The following is a 17,315-nucleotide window of genomic DNA, read 5'->3' on the forward strand; positions in this document are numbered from 1 at the left end:
GGAGAAGCTACTCCTTCGGCGCGTCCGGCCACACCCCGATGTGGTCCTGCTCCAGCTCCAGCATCACCCGGTGCTCCATCCCCAGCGCCTCCGTGTAGTCGGCCGGCAGTTGCAGCCGGCCGGCCCGGTCGAGCATCGCGTACTCCCGGGCCACCTGGGACTCCTGTCCCGTCGCCTCGTCCACCTCGGTGGTGCGCAGCACCTCGGAGGACGTACGGCCGTCGCGGATCGCGACCGTGCGGCGCACCTCGCTCGCCACCGCCTGGTCGTGGGTGACGATCACGATCGTCGTGCCGAGCTCCTCGTTGGCGCGGCGGAACGCGGCGAACACCTGCTCGCCGGTCGCCGAGTCCAGCTCGCCGGTCGGTTCGTCGGCCAGCAGCACCGACGGGTTGTTGGCCAGGGCCACCGCGATCGCCACCCGCTGCTGCTGCCCGCCGGACATCTGGGCGGGGCGCCGGTCACGGCAGTCCGCGACGTCCAGCATCTCCAGCAACGACTCGGCGCGGGCGGCCCGTTCACGGTTGCGGCTGCCACCGCGCAGCTGCATGGGGAGCGTGATGTTCTGTACGGCGGTGAGGTACGACAGCAGATTGCGGGAGGTCTGCTGCCAGACGAAGCCGACGACGTCCCGGCGGTAGCGCAGCCGCTCCTTCTGCCCCATCGCCAGCAGGTCGCAGCCCGCCACCTTCGCCGACCCGGCCGTCGGCACGTCCAGGCCCGCCAGGATGTTCATCAGCGTCGACTTCCCGCTGCCCGAGGCGCCGACCAGCGCCATCAACTCGCCCTCGGCGACCAGCAGGTCGAGGCCCTGGAGCGCCTGCACCTCCACGCCGTCCGTGGAGAAGATGCGCACCAGCCGGTCGCAGGCGATCAGGGCGTCATGCCCGTACGAGGGCCGGTCGCGGCGGGCCGCTGCCCGCTGTTCCAGTTCCGCCAGGGTGGTCTCTGTCGACGATGTCACCGGGTGTCTCCTGCCCTGAGTTCCTTGATCGATCCGCGACGGCTCGCCCACCACGCCTGGACCCCGGCCACGGCGGCGGCGAGGACGACCACCCCGGCCGCGGGGAGCACCAGGGACGGGAGGTCGGCCCGCAGCGAAGCGGTGTACTGCGTCGAGGGGTCGCCACCGGCCAGTGCCAGCGCGCCCAGATCGACGCCCGGTGCCAGCAGGGCGATGGTCGCCCAGCCGACGAGGAGCCCGCCGAGCGCGGCGAGCAGCGCCTGGGGCATCGCCTCGGACGCCAGCAGCCGCCGCCCCTGCCGTGTCGTGAGCCCCATGGTGCGCAGCCTGGCCAGGAGCGTGGCGCGCTCCGGGGCCGTCTGCAGCAGGGAGAGGAGCACGGCGAGCAGCGCGTATCCGGCGCCCGCCACGACGGCCGCCCCGTAGATCCGTTCGGCGCCCGACTGCATCGGGGTGTCCACGAACCGCTCGCGCTCCGCCGACCGCAGCCGCACCTCGGACCGCAATCCCGCCTCGCGCGCGGCGGCCAGCAACTGCCGGCCGTCGAGCGAGGAGCCGGTCACCAGCAGCGTCGTCGGGTCCGGCCGGGAGAGCCGCTTCGCGTCGACGATCAGGAACTCCGAGTCGCTCACCGCCGAGGTCCGTGCGAGCACCCCGGCGACCCGCACCCGGATGTCGCCCGTCTGCGACCGTACGGTGTGCGCCCCGCCGCCGAGCCGCTCACCGAGCGCGGGGGAGACGATCGCGGGCAGCGCCGCGTCCTGGCCCGGCCGGTCCTCGATCGCGGCGGCCGGGAAGGCCGGCAGCCCGGTGACGCGTGCCAGCCGGGCGTAGGACCCGGGGTCGACGCCCATCAGGGTCGCGCGCTTGGTGTCCGACCTGACGTCCTTCTCGGCCGCGAGCGGGGTCCTGTACTCGATGTGTACGCCGGTGACGTCCTCGACGCCGTCCACCGCCCGCACCTGGCGCACGAAGCCCTCGGAGAGCGGGGAGGGCCCGCCCTCCGCGCTGATCCGGGCGTCCGCGCCGACGGCCCGCAGCGCCGCCCCGTCGCGGGCGTCCGCGACCCCCGCGAGCACCGAGCCGCCGAACGCCGCCGTGGTCAGCGCGATCAGCAGGGCCAGCAGGGGCAGCGTGCCGCTCGACGAGGCCCGTCCCGCGCGGGCCAGCGACAGGAAGCCGACCGCCCCGCGCAGCCGCGCCACCGGCCGGGCCGCCAGCCGCAGCGGCAGTGGATACAGGCGTACGAGGACGAGCGCGGCGATCAGCCCCACCAGCACCGGTGCGGCGCTGACCAGCAGGTCCGCGTCCGAGCCCGTCGACGTGCCACGGCGGCGCAGCGCCGCGACCGCGCCCACCGCCAGGACCAGCAGGGTCAGTTCGGCCACCGTACGGCGCCGGGACGGCCTGGTGTCCACCATGTCCTCGCGGGCGCCGTGCAGCAGCGGCCTGCGGTGGCCCAGGGCCGTACGGAGCGGCAGCACCAGGCAGACGAGCGCCCCGACGGCGGCGGCGCCCACCAGGGCCGGCAGGAACCGGGCCTCGTCGATGAGCAAGACGGCCAGCAGCAGTCCGAGCGCCGCCGCGGGCACGACGGCCACCGCCGTCTCGGCCAGCAACCGCCCGCCGATGCCCCGCAGCGAGCCGCCGCGCGAACGCAGCAGGGCCAGCTCGTGGTGGCGGCGGGCACCGATCAGCCCGCCCGTCATCAGCAGGACGACGGCCGCCACCGCGCCGATCCCCACGGCGGCGACGGTGACCACGGGGCCGATGGCCGTACGTATCGCCGTGTAGGAGTCGAGGATCGCGTCCAGGTCCGTGGTCAGCGTCGCGTTCGGTCCGACGATGGCGCGCAGCTTCAGCAGCTCGGGGCCGTTCTCCAGCGAGGCGACGGCGTCCCGGAGCCCCGGGATGTCGGCCGCGGTCAGGCCGGAGGCGTCCGGGGCGAGGTGCCAGTACAGCTCGGGCTCGCCCGTCGTGTCCAGCAGCGCCGGCCCGCTGTCGGAGGCCAGGAGAAGCGTCGCCGTCCAGTAGGAGACGGGGGGCCGGGAGCCCGGCTCGGGTGTCAGGGAGGGGGCGCGGTAGAGGGGGTCGACCGCCCAGTAGCCGCTCTCCGGATGCAGCGGGACGACCAGGCCCGTGATGCGCACGGTCACCTGCTTCCCGCTCTGGGTGGGCACCGTGACCGTCGAGCCCGGCTTCATCCTCAGCTCCGCCGCGGTCTCCTCGGTGACGGCCGCCTCCACCTCGCGGGTGCCGGCCGTCACCTCGCCGTGCGTGGTGGGCCAGCGGCCCGCGGTGAGCCTGCTGTGCGCGTCGAGCGCCGACGGAACGGCGTAGTGCAGCCTCGGGGGCAGCGCGTCGGGGCGGGGCAGCCAGGGCTCCTCCGCGACGATCGGCTTCGTGGTGTGCACCCCGTAGGAGGAGCGCGGCACATCGGCCCGTACGGGATCGGGGAGCGCCTTCACCAGCGCCCGGTCGACCCCGGCCAGCGCCTCCTCCCGCAGGACCTGTTCGCGCTTCGGGCGCGGCACCGCGAGCGAGGGCGGCGGCGTGGCCACGTCGAGCACGCTCAGCCCGGGCGCCGCCGTCCCGACGTCGTGGCGCAGCGCCTTCGTCTCGTACGCGTCCACGGAACGCGGGAAGGCGGCGGCGAGGAACGCCGTCAGGAACACCAGGACCGCGAGGGCGGCCGGGATTCCGGGGGCGGTGCGCAGCCGCGTACGCACCCAGGGGGCGCAGGCGGCCGGGATCTTGGCGGCGTTCATGTCAGTTGTCCCCCTGGTGGCGCAGCGACACCGCGGGGTCGGCGCGGCGCAGTGTGATCGCGGCGACGATCAGGAGCGGCAGTGCGGCGACCGAGGCGAGCAGGACCGCGACCTGTCCGCCCGGCAGCAGCACCAGCACGTCCGGCACCGGCCTGGTGGCCTGTCCGGTCAGCACGACGAGCGGTACGACGGCCCGGGTGAGCACCGCCCCGAGGGCGAGCCCGATCAGCAGGGCCAGGGCGATCAGGACGCCCTGTTCGGCTGCCGCCGTCCGGGCCAGCCGCCGGCGGGGCGCGCCCAGCGCACGCAGCACGGCGAACTCGGCGGCCCGCTCCCGCTGCGAGCCCACCAGACCGACGGCGAACCCGACCGCGGCGAGCGCGGCGGCCACCACGGCGACGGCCAGCAGCGCGGACTGCGGCCCCGCCCCCAGCGGATCGTCCGCCAGCTCCCGCGCCACCTCGTCACGCACCCGCACCTGCGCCGGGTCGGTGCCCGGCAGCTTGCGCAGCTCCGCCGCCGCCTTCGGGCCGTCGCCGGGCGCGGCGCTCAGCCACCACTCGGTCGGCGCGAGGGTGGCGCCCGTCCGGTGGGCGAGCACCTCCGACACCGCCCTCAGGTCCAGCAGCAGACCGCCGCCCGGCTTCGTGGACGAGTCCCCCGTGACCCCCTCGGGCGAGCCCGTGGCCGCGCCGGGGCCGGTCGTCGGGAGCTGCCGCACCGACTTCACCAGCTTCACCCGGACGGTGTTGCCCGCCAGCGTGAGGTCGATCTCCTGCCCCGGCTCCGCCCCCGCGTACGTCAGATACGCGTCGGTGGCCACCGCCTTCAGCGCGGGGGCGGCGGGCCGGGCGGCGGTGATCCGGAGGGTGCCGACCGAGGCGCCGCCGCCCCAGAACGAGTCGTCCGGCGGGAGCGCTCCGCTGTCGTACCGGAAGGACGGGGCGGCACCCGAGCCGGTCACCTCCTGGACCTCCCCGCCCGGGCGGCTCTCGCCCCCGTCGGACACGGTCGCCGCGGCCTGCCAGCGGACGCCGTCGGCAGTCGCCCGCCGCTCGCTCCCGTCCCCGGCGATGGACCGGAGCCCCGTCACGGAGACCAGACGCTTCTCGGAGCGGGCGGGCGGCACATCGCCGTCCACCTCGAAGCCGGTCACCGCCAGCTCACCGGGGGCGGACACCGGGAAGGACAGGGCGTGCGCACCGCCGTCGACGGGGACCCGGCCGGCCCCGATCCGGTACCCGAGGCCGTAACGGTCCTCCAGCAGCACGCTGACCAGCACCGTCGAACCGGACGGTGATCTCCCGCCGGACGCCGAGGTGTCACGGATCCGGACATCGAACTCCGCCCGTTCGCCGCCCTTCGGCAGGACCACCCCGGCCCGTGCCGTTTTCGGCGGGGCGATCGCGTCGAACAGTTCGCCGGAGGACACCCCGGAGAGGTCCTCCCGCATCAGCATCCCCTCGTCCGCGTGCGCGGTGTCCAGGGCGAGCACCTCCGCCGTCCGGCCGCCGGAGAGCTCGGCGGTCGTACGGAACGCGGGGGCGGCCTCCCGGACACCCGGCAGATCCGTGTACGGGGCGGCCTTCGACGGGTCGCCCGAGAGCGTGCCCACCATGCGCACGGAGGCACCCGACCTGAAGTCCGCCTGGTCGCTCTGCGAACGGTCCCAGGACGCGCTCTGACCGATGGCCAGCATGCCCATCGCCACCGACAGCACCAGCAGCAGCACCGGCCCCGCGCCCCGCAGCGGCCGGCGGCTGAACTGCCAGCCCGCCAGAGCGGCGGACAGCCCCCGGCCTCCCGCCGCACGGCGCTCGGCGAGGCGGGCGGCGGGCGGCAGCAGACGCAGGGTCAGGACGGTGCCCGCGAGCAGCGCCAGCGCGGGGGCGGCGACCAGCAGCGGATCGATGCCCAGCTCACCCGACCGGTCACCGCTGAGCGCGCCGCTGCCGGACGCCCCGGTCTGCCGGTCCAGCTGCCAGTACGCCACCCCGGCGATCAGCAGCAGCCCGATGTCGGCGCCCGCGCGCACCGGGGTGGGCAGCGCCGCCGAACGGGCGCCCCGGCGGCCTCCCGCGCCCTCCGCGAGCGCCGGCGCGACCACGGCCAGCGCGCACACCAGCGCGACGGCGCCCGCCACCAGCCAGACCGTGCCGTCCGCGCCCCCGTCGAGCCGCAGCCCGATGCGGCCCAGCTCGCTCCGGGCGGCCAGCAGCCGGGTCAGCGGACCGGCGAGCAGCGGTGCCACGACGGCGGCGGGCACCGCGAGCAGCAGCGCCTCGACCGCGGCCAGCGAGGCGATCCGGCCCCGGGATCCGCCCCGGGCGCGCAGCAGTTCGGTCTCACCGCCGCGCTCGCTGCTCAGCAGCCTGGCCACCAGCAGCAGGGCGTACCCGGCGAGCAGGACCAGCTGCACCGCGACGATCATGATGGTGGAGCGGGACACCAGCAGCGCCCGCTCGATCTGGCCGACGACGGTCGGCAGCGCGGTCCGCACCGTCGCCCCGTCCTCGAAGAGAGGGGAGGCGGACAGCGCCTTCGGCCCGTCCGTCGACGCCCGGCGCAGCGCCTCGGTCCGGCCGGTCGTCACCGCCCGGAAGTCGGCGGCGGCCAGCCAGGACACCGGCCCGGCGCTGACCCGGCCGGAGGCGAGCACCGCGGGATCGGCCAGCAGCGGGCCGTACGTGGTGAAGACGACCTTGCGGGCGCCGCGCCCGGCCAGCGGGTCCAGCTGCCAGTACGGGTCCTCCAGGTCGGACACCTCGTACAGGCCGGTGATCTCGACCGGCAGAGGTGTCTCCGCCAGCCGGTCGGTGAGGGTGAGGCGGGAGCCCGGCTTCAGCTCCAGCGCCTCGGCGGCGGCGCGCGGCAGAGCGACCTGCACCCGTTCCCCGGCGCTCCCGGCCCCGGCGACCGGCATGCGCCCGGCGGTGAGACGGACCCGGCTGCGGTCGAGCGAGGCGAGATGCGTCAGATCGGGCTCGTCTCGCTGGGCGGCGGACGCATGGGGGCCGGGCGGCAGCGCGTACGCCCCGGAGCTCTCCAGCTTCCGTACGGTCACCGGCAGCCCGTCGAACGTCTCACCGGCCGCCCGGCGTACGGCGGCGTCGGCCTCGTCCCGCTGCTCGCGGTCCACATCGGCGGAGACGAACAGGGACGCCTGCGCGGCCGAGCGGTGGGTGAGCGTGTGGCGCAGCGCGGCGTCGCCCATGGAGCCCGAGAAGGCGGTGAGCGCGGCCAGCACACAGGTGGTGAGCAGGACGGCCAGGACCGCGGCGGCGAGGAGGAGCCGGTGCGCGCGCACCCGCAGAAGGACGAACCCCGTCACCTGATCCCCCGAACCTCAGCAGCCGCACGCCCCCCGACGTGTACCGGATGCTTTCAGAGTGCACAGGCTCCTGGAAACCGCTTGTGGGTGCACCTTGATGGGATCGTGACCGTTATGCGGCAGCGGAGCACCGCATTCCGCACATGGGCGCGGCCAGGGCTCAGCCCGCGGTGTTGATCATCGAGGCGGCCGCGTAGGTGAGGTAGTCCCACAACTGCCGCTCCTGCTCGGGCGGAAGGCCGAGCTCGTCGAGGGCGGTCCGCATGTGCCCGAGCCAGGCGTCGTGCGCCGCCCGGTCCACCTGGAACGGGGCGTGCCGCATCCGCAGCCGGGGATGTCCCCGCTGGTCGCTGTAGGTGCGCGGTCCGCCCCAGTACTGCATGAGGAACAGGGCGAACCGCTCCTCGGCGGGGCCCAGATCCGCCTCCGGGTACATCGGCCGGAGCAGCGGGTCGTCCGCGACGCCCTGGTAGAAGCGGTGGACCAGGCGCCGGAAGGTCTCCTCGCCGCCGACCTGCTCGTAGAAGGTCTGCTCCTGAAGCGTGTCGCGCGGAATCTCTGTCACCCGTCCATCGTCGCAGACGCACCGGCCGAGGTCAGGAGTCCTAGGACTCCCGCCCCGGCCGGGGTGTGCGGGTCAGTCGCGGCGGACCGTGATCGTCGTCCAGGCGCCCACGTGCACCTGGTCGCCGTCCTGGAGCGGGACGGGGACATAGGGCTGGATCGGGTCCTCGGCACCGTTGAGCGTGGTGCCGTTGGTGGAGTTCTGGTCGACGACCGCCCAGGTGCCGTCCGGCTGCTGCACCAGCACCGCGTGCTGGTGCGAGACGCCCGGGTCCTCCGGCGGCACGGCGAGATCGATGTCGGGGGACTCGCCGGTGCTGTGCCGGCGGCGGCCGATGGTGATCTGGTTGCCGGTGAGCGGAAGGTGCTGCTCCGGGGAGTACGCGGGCAGGTTGAGCCCCGTCGCCTCGGGCCCGCTGCGCTGCATCATCGCCAGGAAGTAGTCACGGTCCGGGCCGATGACGGCCGTCCAGCTGCCCGGCCCCTGGTCCCGTCCGCCCTGGGCGGGGCCCTGACCGGGGAACTGCTGCTGCGGAGGCTGCGGTGCCTGCGGAGCTTGCGGTGCCTGGGGCGCCTGCGGGCCCTGCTGGAAGGCCTGCGGAGGCTGCTGCTGCTGCGAGGGCGGCGGCAGCATCCAGTCGTCGTCGGCACCGGGGCCCGGGGCCTGCGGGCGCGGGGGCGCCGGCGGCGCGGACTGCTGCTGGAACGACGGCGGGGGAGGCGGCCCCTGCCGCTGCGGCTCGAACGGCGACGGCGGGCCACCCTGCCCGGGACCCTGAGGTCCGCCGGGACCCTGGGGGCCGCCGGGACCCTGGGGGCCGCCGGGACCCTGCGGGCCCGGACCCTGCTGGCCGGGGACCTGCTGGCCCTGGCCCGGACGGCCCTGCGGCTCGAACGGGGACGGCGGACCCTGCGGGCCGGGACCCTGGGTGCCAGGACCGTGCGGCCCCTGCTGCCCCTGCTGTCCCTGCTGTCCCTGTGACTCGAACGGGGACGGCGACTGCTGCTGGAACGCCGGCGGAGGCGGCGGCCCCTGCTGGAACGACGGCGGGGGCGGCGGACCCGGACGGCTGCCCTGCTCCGGCGAGAGCGGCTCGGCCGGACGGTTCATCTGCGAGGGCCGGGAGCCCTGGTACTCGAACGGGTCCCGCTGCTGCTGCGGCGGCGGTCCCTGCTGTGCCTGGAAGCCGGGCGGCAGACTCAGCCCGGGAGCCGGGCCGCTCGCACCGCCCTGCGGAGCCAGCGGGGTGTACGAGGTCGCCGTGTTCGTGAGGAAGTTCCAGCGGCACTCCTCGCAGAACGGCGCCATCGCCTCACGCGGGGTGCGGCACTGTGGGCAGAGCTCGGCCTGTGCGGTCGGCTCCCCGGAGCCGGGCCCCGGATATCCGTAACCGGGCGCGGGCGGCGGGGGAGGCGGCGGCGGGACCGCGCCCGCGGGCGCGCCCGTCCCGGCCATGCGGTGTCCGCAGACCTCGCACCAGTCCTCGGAACCCGACTGGTGTCCGTTCGGGCAGGTCGGCATGTCGGCGCTTCCCCCTCTCCTCGTCCGGCCCGGAGGCCGCCATGCTGGTCGGTGCAGCGTCCGGTCGGCCGGGGCGGCCCTCCGTACGGCTGCGTTCCTGTCGCTCGCGTCGCTATTTCTTGACGCGAACCGTCTTGGTCGAGCGCGTTTCGAGTGTCATCTCGTCCGCTTCAGCGACCCTCGCTTTCAGTCGCACAGTACCGGTCGCCGCGTCGACGACGTCGACCACCTTCGAAAGCAGTTTCGCAGTATCCGCGTTTCCGGAGACCGACGCGAGCTGCACCGCACGGCCCAGTTTGGCCGTCGCGCCGTCGAAGTCTCCCGATTTACGCGCATCAAGCCCCTGCTGGATGACTTGTGCCAGTTCCGCCTGTCCTGTGTAGTGCGCCACCTGGGGATTGATCGACGTGGACGCGGCCATGTCGTCGGTCCACACGGCCCGTACGAGCCCCTGGGAGAGGGTCTGCGGGGCGCCCCCGCCGGACGGGGGCGGCAGGATCAGCGAGACCCGGGCCGCCAGCATCTCCTGGCCGATCCCGGCCTCCGGAACCCTTACGCAGACGTGGTAGTCCCGGGATTCGTCGCCCCAGGAGCCGGTCGGATAGTCGCCGGCGCGCGGTCCCGCCCCGGTGCGGCGGCCGGTCAGGTCGGCGACCGTCGGAGCGACCTGCTTGACGAACACGATGTCCACACCGACGGGCGTCCAGAGCCGCAGGACCACGTCCGCGACCTCCTTGCCCATCGCGTTCTCCATCATCCGTGTGAAGTCCGCGGCGAGGCCCGCCGGATCGGCGACGATGTCCGCCGTCCCGAGCAGGGCCGAGGCGATCGCTGTGACCTCTTTCACCTCCCAGTCGGTGCCGACGCCTCTCGCGTCACAGGTGAACCGGCCCGCACAGGAGTCCAGCGCGGCCCGCAGATCCTCCGGGGACTCGTGCTCGTTGCGCCCGTCGGTCAGGAGGATGCCGTGCCGGATGTCGACGTCGGCGGCCCCGAGCAGCCGGTCGGCCAGCCGCAGCCACGTCCCGATCGCGGTGCCGCCGCCCGCGCTCAGCCGGCGCAGGGCCTCCTTCGCCTGGGCCTTGGTCGCCGGATCGGCCGTCGCCAGCTGCCCGTTGCCCGGGTACACGTCCTTGGCCACATGCGTCCCCGCGACCACGGCGAACCGGGTGCCGTCCCGCAGGGTGTCGATGGCCGCCGCCGTCGCGTCGCGCGCGTTGCGCATCTTCGTCGGCGGGTAGTCCATCGAGCCCGAGCAGTCGACCATGAGGACCACGGCGGCGTCCGGCGCCTGCCCCGGAGGGCGCGCGGAGACCGGGGCCCCGCCGGCCAGCGGCACCCCGCCGGTCGTCCCCCCGCCCGTGGACGTGACGGTGACGATCGCGTTGACCTCGCGGCCGCCCTCGGGCAGGAATTCGTTCTGGTACACCTCGACCGAGAACTGCGGCACGCTGGACTTGGAGAAGTTGGCCATCTGAGCGGCTCCTTGAGGCTCCACGTAGGTCAGACGAAGACGGAGAACGGCTGTACGGACGGAGTTGGGGGCGCGGAACACCGGCACGGAGCGCGGAAAGTGCGGACAGGGCAGGCGGACAGGGCAGGGCGGAACGCCGCCCGGGCGGCGGCGTCCCGGGTGTGACTCAGGCCGATCCTGCCCCTGGGGCCGTCACGGTGAACGGCAGCAGCGCCACTGTTACGTTGTCGTGGCCCCCGCCGTCGAGCGCGTGACCGACCAGCACCTGGGCCCCGTGCAACGGCCGTTCGTACGCGTCGGACGGTACGGCCGCCGCCATCTCGTCGGCCCCCTCCGCGTAGTTCCACAGGCCGTCGGTGCAGACCACCACCAGGCCGGACCGGTCGGGCTTGAAGGACGCGGTGTGCGGCTCCAGTTCGTACGCGTCGGCGCCGAGCCAGCCCGTGATCGCGTGGGCGCGCTCGTCGGCGTACGCCTCCGCCTCGTTCATCAGGCCGGCCGCCACCATCTGCGCGGCCCAGGAGTCGTCCTCCGTGAGCCGGGCGGACGCGTGGGAGCGGTCCTCGGGGACCCAGTAGACGCGGCTGTCGCCGACCCAGCCGACGACCAGCAGGCCGCCCGCCATGATCGCGCCGACCAGGGTGCAGGCCGGGGCGTTCTGGTGCCGGTGCTGATCGTGCTCCAGCGCCTGACCCGGGTCCTGGGCCAGCGCGTTGACGGCCTCCGACGCGGCCATGATCGCCTCGTGCATCGCCTGCTGCGGGTGCGTGCCGCGCGGCAGCGACTCCAGCAGCGCCTCGTTGGCGGCGCCCGCCGCGGCGGCCGACGCCTCGTCGGGGCGGCTCGCCGAGGAGACCCCGTCGCAGACGATGGCGACGACGGCCGGTGAACCGTCCGGCAGGGACGCCGTGGACACCGCGAACGCGTCCTCGTTGCGGTGGTGGCGCAGCCCGCGGTCGCTGACCGCGGCCACCGGACCGAGCTCCTGCTCCATGTGGTCGCGCTCGCGGGGCTGGGCGTGACCGCAGTTCTCGCAGTAACCGTCGGTGTCCACCCGGCCCGAGCGGCAGGCCACACAGACCTTGGCGCCCGCCGTCGCGGCCCCGGCGGTGGCGTGCTCCGCCGTACGCGGATCGGGCGCGGCCAGTTCGAAATCGCCGGAGGCGTCGGCGTCGGGGGCGTCCGGCTCGTCGTAGCGGACCGCCGTGCCCTCAGCGGTGGGCAGGGGCTTGCCGCCCGAGTCCACCCCCGGCAGGTCGGCCGGGCGGTGCGTCGGCGCCGGGACGTCGGCACTGTCCGTCACGGAGGCGGAGGGCCATTCCACCGGACCGCCGGCGGCGGCCGCTCCCGTGCCCTGCGCGGGCACCGTGATGGCGACCGTCGGACGGTCGTCCGGCGGCGCGGGCACGGCCGACAGGTCGTACCCGCACGCTCCGCAGAACAGGTCGCCCGACTCCAGCGGTTCCTCACAGCTGGGGCACCCCGGCAAGGAGGCCTGCTGGTGGCTCTGTGACATCTTCACACCCAGGTCCGGGGGCGGAAACGGTTGGCCCGCTCCACCAGTTCGATCCTCTCGTCGCCCCGCTGCGCGAGCCGGGCGAGCATCCTGTACGAACGTTCGAGGCCGAACCTGAGGCCCCGCTCGTCCAGCTCGCTGCCCAGCACCGTCCTCGGGCCCGCAGTCGCGGGAGAGGGCGCGGCCGCCGGCCGATCCGTGGGACTACCGGAGAGTACCCAGTCGAGTGCCGTCCCCAGAACCTCGGTCGACAACTGCTCGCGTCTCACCGCGTCCAGGCCGTAGTCCCGCAGCGCCGTCACCTGGTCCGCGGCGGCGGACAGATCGTCGATCAGCGGCTCGTGCGGGGCCCGTTCACGGAGCCGGGCGCGCACTGCGGCCACCCGGGCCGCCGTGTAGTGGATCGACGACTCCGGTACGGACTCCAGGGTGCGCACCGCCGCCCCCCGGTCACCCGCGGCGATCTGCACCCGGGCCAGACCGAACGCCGAGCTCACGAAGCTCGGGTCCGTCGTCCACACCAGGCGGTAGTACTCCGCGGCGTTGTCCAGCTGCCCCAGGACCTCCGCGCAGACCCCCAGCGCGAGCTTCGGCGCGGGCTCGCCCGGGAAGGCGTCGTACAGCGCGTCGAAGGACAGCGCCGCGTTCTCGTTGTCACCGGTCACCAGCGAGGTGATCCCGCGGTACCAGACCACCCGCCAGTCGTCCGGGTGCTGCGTCTCGACCGAGGTCAGCGCCCGTACGGCGGAGTCGAGTTCGCCCATCTCCAGGCGGGCCCGCAGCTCCCGCAGCCGGGTCTCCAGCGAGGCCGCCGGCACCGAGTGCAGCGCGGCGATCAGCTCGGCGGGTGCCGACGCCATCACCCCCGCGAGGAAACCGGCGTTGGGGTCGTTCGGGTCGACCCGGGGGACCGGCAGGGCCAGCGAGGTAGCCCGCGCGTCGAACGCGGCCAGCCGGGGCCCGGCACCCGGGTACACGGCGGGGAGCGCGCCGGCGCCCTGGACCGGCGCGCGAGGAGCCGGAACGGCCGCCGGAGGCTGCGGGTACGCCACGCCGCCACCACCGGTGCCGCCCCGGACATGGGTGTCGGGCGTGTACAGCGGAGCGGCACCGGGCGGGGCGGCCTGCGGTGCGGGGGCGACGGGCGGGGCGGCCGTCAGGGAGGGGGCCGGGAGCGTCGCGGCCGGGACGGCCACCGCCGCCCGCCGGCGTCCGAAGCGCCCCGTACCGCCCGAGGGGCCCGTCCGGACGCCGAGCCGTGACACCTCACCGGCCATCTCCGCGAACAACGCCGTGTCCGTCACGCGCAGTTCCGTACCGAACAGGGTCGAGAGCGCCGGGCGCGGACGGCCCGTCTGGACGGCCACCACCTCCCGCAGCACACCCGTCAGCTGCTCCGCCATCTCCGCGGCCGACGAGAACCGCCGGGCCGGATCCGGGTCCGTGGCCCGCACCAGCAGCCGGTAGAACGACTCGTACCTCCGGAAGACCTCGATGTTGTCCGGGTCGGGGAGCGAGTCCACGAAGACGTTGGTGTACCCCTGGAAGTCGAACGTCAGCACCGCCAGCGTCCGCGCGACCGTGTAGAGGTCGGAGGCGACGGACGGGCCGACCTCCGCCACCTCGGGCGCCTGGTAGCCGACGGTGCCGTAGATGGCCGACTCGTCGTCGTCCATCCGGCGCACCGCGCCCATGTCGATGAGCTTGAGCTGGTCCTCGGTCTGGATCGCGTTGTCGACCTTGAAGTCGCAGTACAGGACGTTGCGGCTGTGCAGGTGGCCGAGCGCCTCCAGCGCCTCGATCCCGTACGCGCAGGCCTGCTCCACCGGCAGCGGATCCCGCTTCCCGGCCGGGGTGCGGCGCTCGTTGGCGATCTCCTTGAGCGACTTCCCGCCGACGTACTCCATGACGATGTAGCCGTCGAGCGAACCGGTGCGCTGGTCCAGGTGCTCCACGAAGTTGTAGATGCGGACGATGTTGGAGTGCTCGATCTCCGCGAGGAACCGCCGCTCCGAGATGGCCGCCGCCATGGCGTCCTGGTCCCCGGTGTCCAGCAGGCCCTTGAGGACCACCCAGCGGTCCGAGACCGCCCGGTCCACCGCGAGATAGACCCAGCCGAGCCCGCCGTGCGCCAGACAGCCCGCCACCTCGTACTGCCCGTGCACGATGTCCCCGCCGCGCAGCTTGGGCACGAAGGAGTAGGGGTGCCCGCACTTGGTGCAGAACCCCTCGGTACGGCCCGGCCGCTCGCCCCGCGCCCGGCCCACCGGCGCACCGCAGTCGGAGCGCGAGCAGAATCGCTTCCGCTCGGGGACCTCGGGGTTCTGCATCACCGCCGTCTGCGGGTCGGGCCGCGGTACGTCGGGGACGAGCACCAGACCCGCGCCCAGCCTGCCGCGCCCGGACGAGGAACCCGTCGAGACGCCCGAGGAGCGCACCGACACCGAGCGGGACGTCGAACTCCCGGACAGGGAACGGGAGAGCCGCCCGGAGACCGAGCGCCGGGAGGTCGACGAACGGGACGAGGAGCGCGCCGACGTCTGCGACCCGGTCCGCTGCGAGGTGCTGCTGCTTCCCCGGCCGCCGGCACCCCGGCCGCCGGCACCCCGGCCGCCGGCCGCGACGCCGGTGGGCGGCGAACTCACCAGGCCCGTCGGCGACACGACCGGCGCGAGGCCGCAGGTGTCGCAGTACAGCTCGCCGCCGCCCATGTCCTCGTAGCTGCCCTCGCACGTGGGGCGCTGGCACTGCGTACTCACGATGTCTCCCCCTGTCCGCCGTCCTCGCCCCGGGGGCGCGGTGTCAGCAGATCCGTGGCGGCCCGCTGGTAGCGCAGCACCGCCTGCTCGGCGACCCGCAGATCGCACGGTGCGCTCCACAGCATCCGGCGGGCCGCGTCGTACCGCTCGATCAGGAGCGGGTCCTCGGCCAGCCCGTGCCGGGCCACCTTCGCCTTGTACGCGTCGAGCCTGCCGCGCAGCTCCGCACGGACCGCCAGCGGCGCCGTCACGGACGTCAGCGACTCCCGGGCGCGCAGCAGTTCGTCCTCGGCCTCCCGCTCCAGCGAGTCCAGCAGCGGCGACAGCCTGTTCCACTGGGCGTGCCTGCGGTACTCGGAGGCGGTGGCCAGCCGCTCCTGGAGGGCGGTCGGCGGGCCGCTGACCGCCGGCACCTCCGAGGCGGCGATCTTCGCCAGCACCTCGCCGCGCGCGGACCGGGCCTCCGCGAGCGTACGGTCCGCTCGGGACAGGACGTCACGCAGCTGGACCAGGCGCTGTTCGGCGTCCTGCCGGACCGCGAGCACCGCCTCGATCTCCCGTCGTACGTCCTCCAGGGCACGGGCCGCACGGTCGTAGCGCGAGGTGTCGGGGCGCCCGCCGCCGGGAGCCGCGCTGCCCGGCCCGGGCAGCCAGAACGCCAGGGGGTCGGAGATCACCTGGACCCGCAGGGTGGTCAGCTCCTCGGTGATGGCCTCCAGGTCGTCCCCGGCAGGATGCTCCCCGGGGCGTACGCCGACGGACTGCGCCAGCGAGCGCGTACGGCGCAGCTCCGCCGCGAGCAGGTCTATCCGGGCGGGCAGCGCCGACCACACGGAGTCCGCGGCGACGACCATGTCCAGCGAACGGGCGTACAGGTCGTTCATCCGGGCGACCAGCTCCTCCAGCGTGAACCGCTCGGAGAGCCTGGCCGGGCCGCCGGTGGAGGGATCCGAACCGACCGCGGCCGGGTTGGCGACGGTCACACTGTCGCCGCGCAGCACGTCGGTCAGCGCCGCCAGGTCGTCCTTGCCGGGGTAGCGGCGCCCGGACCGGATCTCCCGGGCCCTGGCCAGCGCCCCCGCGTACGCGTCGAAGTACCCCCACAGCAGGGTGATGGACCGTTCGGCCGCGGCCCAGCGCTCCTTGGTGACGCCGGTCAGGTCGGCGCCCTCCAGGAGCCGGCGGCCGGCGTGGTCCTGCAGGGCGAGGAGCGAGGTCTCGATGGCCTCGTGCTCCGCGCCGAGCCGGGCCAGCGCACGGTCCGCCTCGTCCCGGTCCATGACCGGGCCGGGGGGCCTCCCCGCGAATCCGGGGAAGGATCCCGCCACGCCCATCGATCACCTCTCCGTTCGGCCGCCGGACCCGCGAGGGCCCGGACAGATTCAGTTGCTCCGGTACTTGGGCGCCGGAGGCCCCTCGATGCCGGGCAGCCCCTCCTCCAGCCAGGTGCGGTACGACTTCATCCAGGGGCTCTGCGCCCCGCCCTGGCGGTACTCGGCCAGCACCTGGTTGACCCGGGCCACCAGGTCGTCCGAGCCGAGCTTCGCGGCCACCCCGTAGTACTCGGTGGTGAACGGCCCGTCGCCCTTCAGCTCCACCGCCGGGTCCTGGGCCGCCTGGCCCGCCGCCAGCGCGTTGTCCGTGACCACCGCGTCGACCTCGCCGAGCTGGAGCCGCACCAGGCAGTCCAGCTGGTTGGGGACCGTCAGCTGGTCCTCGTCCGTCGCCGTGCCGTCGTGCGCGTCCTTGTAGACCGCGCCGAAGGACTTCGCGTCCAGCGCGTCGTACGCCGTCGAACCCTCCGCCGTGCAGACCCGCTTGCCCTTGAGCGACGCGTTGTAGCCGTCGATCGTGGACTCCTTGGGCGCCAGGACCTGCTGGCCGGCCTGGAAGTAGGCCGTGGAGAACGCGACCTGTTCGGCGCGCTTGCAGTTGATCGTCATCGTGCGGACGACGACGTCCACCTTGTCGTGCTCCAGGGCGGCGATGCGCTGGTTGGTGGGAATGGCGCGGAAGATCACCGCGTCACGGTCGCCGAGGATGTTCCCCGCGATCGCCCGCACGAGGTCGATGTCGAAGCCTTCGAGCGTGCCGGCCTCCGCGTTCCGGTAGCCCCACCGGAAGCTGTTCTGGTCGACACCCGCTATCAGCTTGCCGCGCTCCTTGATCTTCTTGATGTTCGGGCCGTCGGCCTTGGACGCCGGAAGACTCGCCTCCGGGTCCTTGCACTCCTCGGCCTTCGCGGGCACCGCGGAGGTGACGCCGTGGCCGGAGCCCTGCCCGAGCGTCCCGTTGCTGTGCGCCAGCGGCAGCAGGGTGAGCGAGGCGGTGACGGCGCAGGCCACCGCCATGCCCGTCACACCGCCCCAGCCGCGCAGTCCGCCGCGCGCGGCCCGGCCGTTCGCCCTGGTCATCGC

At 74.4% G+C, this 17,315-nt stretch carries 10 protein-coding genes; all 10 read right to left on the bottom strand.

Translation table 11 applies throughout. From position 1 onward, the window contains the following. Positions 1-7: 7 nt before the first annotated feature. Complete coding sequence (locus tag ACZ607_RS00700; protein WP_469730359.1) at positions 8-964, bottom strand: ABC transporter ATP-binding protein; 957 nt, start codon at positions 962-964, stop codon at positions 8-10. Further along, positions 961-3,732: an FtsX-like permease family protein gene (locus ACZ607_RS00705; RefSeq protein ID WP_469730361.1), complete on the bottom strand. Its 2,772-nt coding sequence runs from the start codon at positions 3,730-3,732 to the stop codon at positions 961-963. The genes ACZ607_RS00700 and ACZ607_RS00705 overlap by 4 nt, the downstream gene beginning before the upstream one ends. A 1-nt stretch (position 3,733) precedes the next feature. Continuing rightward, entirely contained in the window at positions 3,734-7,063 is a 3,330-nt protein-coding gene (locus ACZ607_RS00710) for an FtsX-like permease family protein (RefSeq protein WP_469730362.1), read from the bottom strand. A 160-nt stretch (positions 7,064-7,223) separates the two neighbouring features. Further along, positions 7,224-7,628 (bottom strand): globin, encoded by a 405-nt coding sequence (locus ACZ607_RS00715; protein ID WP_469730364.1) that lies wholly within the window; start codon positions 7,626-7,628, stop codon positions 7,224-7,226. Between the two features lie 72 nt (positions 7,629-7,700). Then, positions 7,701-9,149, bottom strand: a complete 1,449-nt coding sequence (locus tag ACZ607_RS00720) for an FHA domain-containing protein (protein ID WP_469730366.1) — start codon at positions 9,147-9,149, stop codon at positions 7,701-7,703. Between the two features lie 112 nt (positions 9,150-9,261). After that, the gene (locus tag ACZ607_RS00725) at positions 9,262-10,623 is read right to left on the bottom strand and encodes a vWA domain-containing protein (RefSeq protein WP_469730368.1); all 1,362 of its coding nucleotides are present in this window, start codon (positions 10,621-10,623) and stop codon (positions 9,262-9,264) included. A 166-nt stretch (positions 10,624-10,789) separates the two neighbouring features. Beyond that, the gene (locus tag ACZ607_RS00730) at positions 10,790-12,139 is read right to left on the bottom strand and encodes a PP2C family serine/threonine-protein phosphatase (RefSeq protein WP_469730370.1); all 1,350 of its coding nucleotides are present in this window, start codon (positions 12,137-12,139) and stop codon (positions 10,790-10,792) included. Between the two features lie 2 nt (positions 12,140-12,141). Then, on the bottom strand, positions 12,142-14,898 hold the full coding sequence (locus ACZ607_RS00735; protein WP_469730372.1) for a serine/threonine-protein kinase: 2,757 nt from the start codon (positions 14,896-14,898) through the stop codon (positions 12,142-12,144). Next, a complete protein-coding gene (locus ACZ607_RS00740; protein ID WP_469730374.1) occupies positions 14,895-16,232 on the bottom strand; it encodes a coiled-coil domain-containing protein in 1,338 nt (445 codons plus the stop codon). Before ACZ607_RS00740 ends, ACZ607_RS00735 begins: the two co-directional genes overlap by 4 nt. 48 nt (positions 16,233-16,280) lie before the next feature. After that, positions 16,281-17,312, bottom strand: a complete 1,032-nt coding sequence (locus ACZ607_RS00745) for a glutamate ABC transporter substrate-binding protein (protein ID WP_469730376.1) — start codon at positions 17,310-17,312, stop codon at positions 16,281-16,283. Positions 17,313-17,315 lie beyond the last annotated feature (3 nt).

Source organism: Streptomyces sp. NPDC104381 (genome assembly GCF_055583745.1).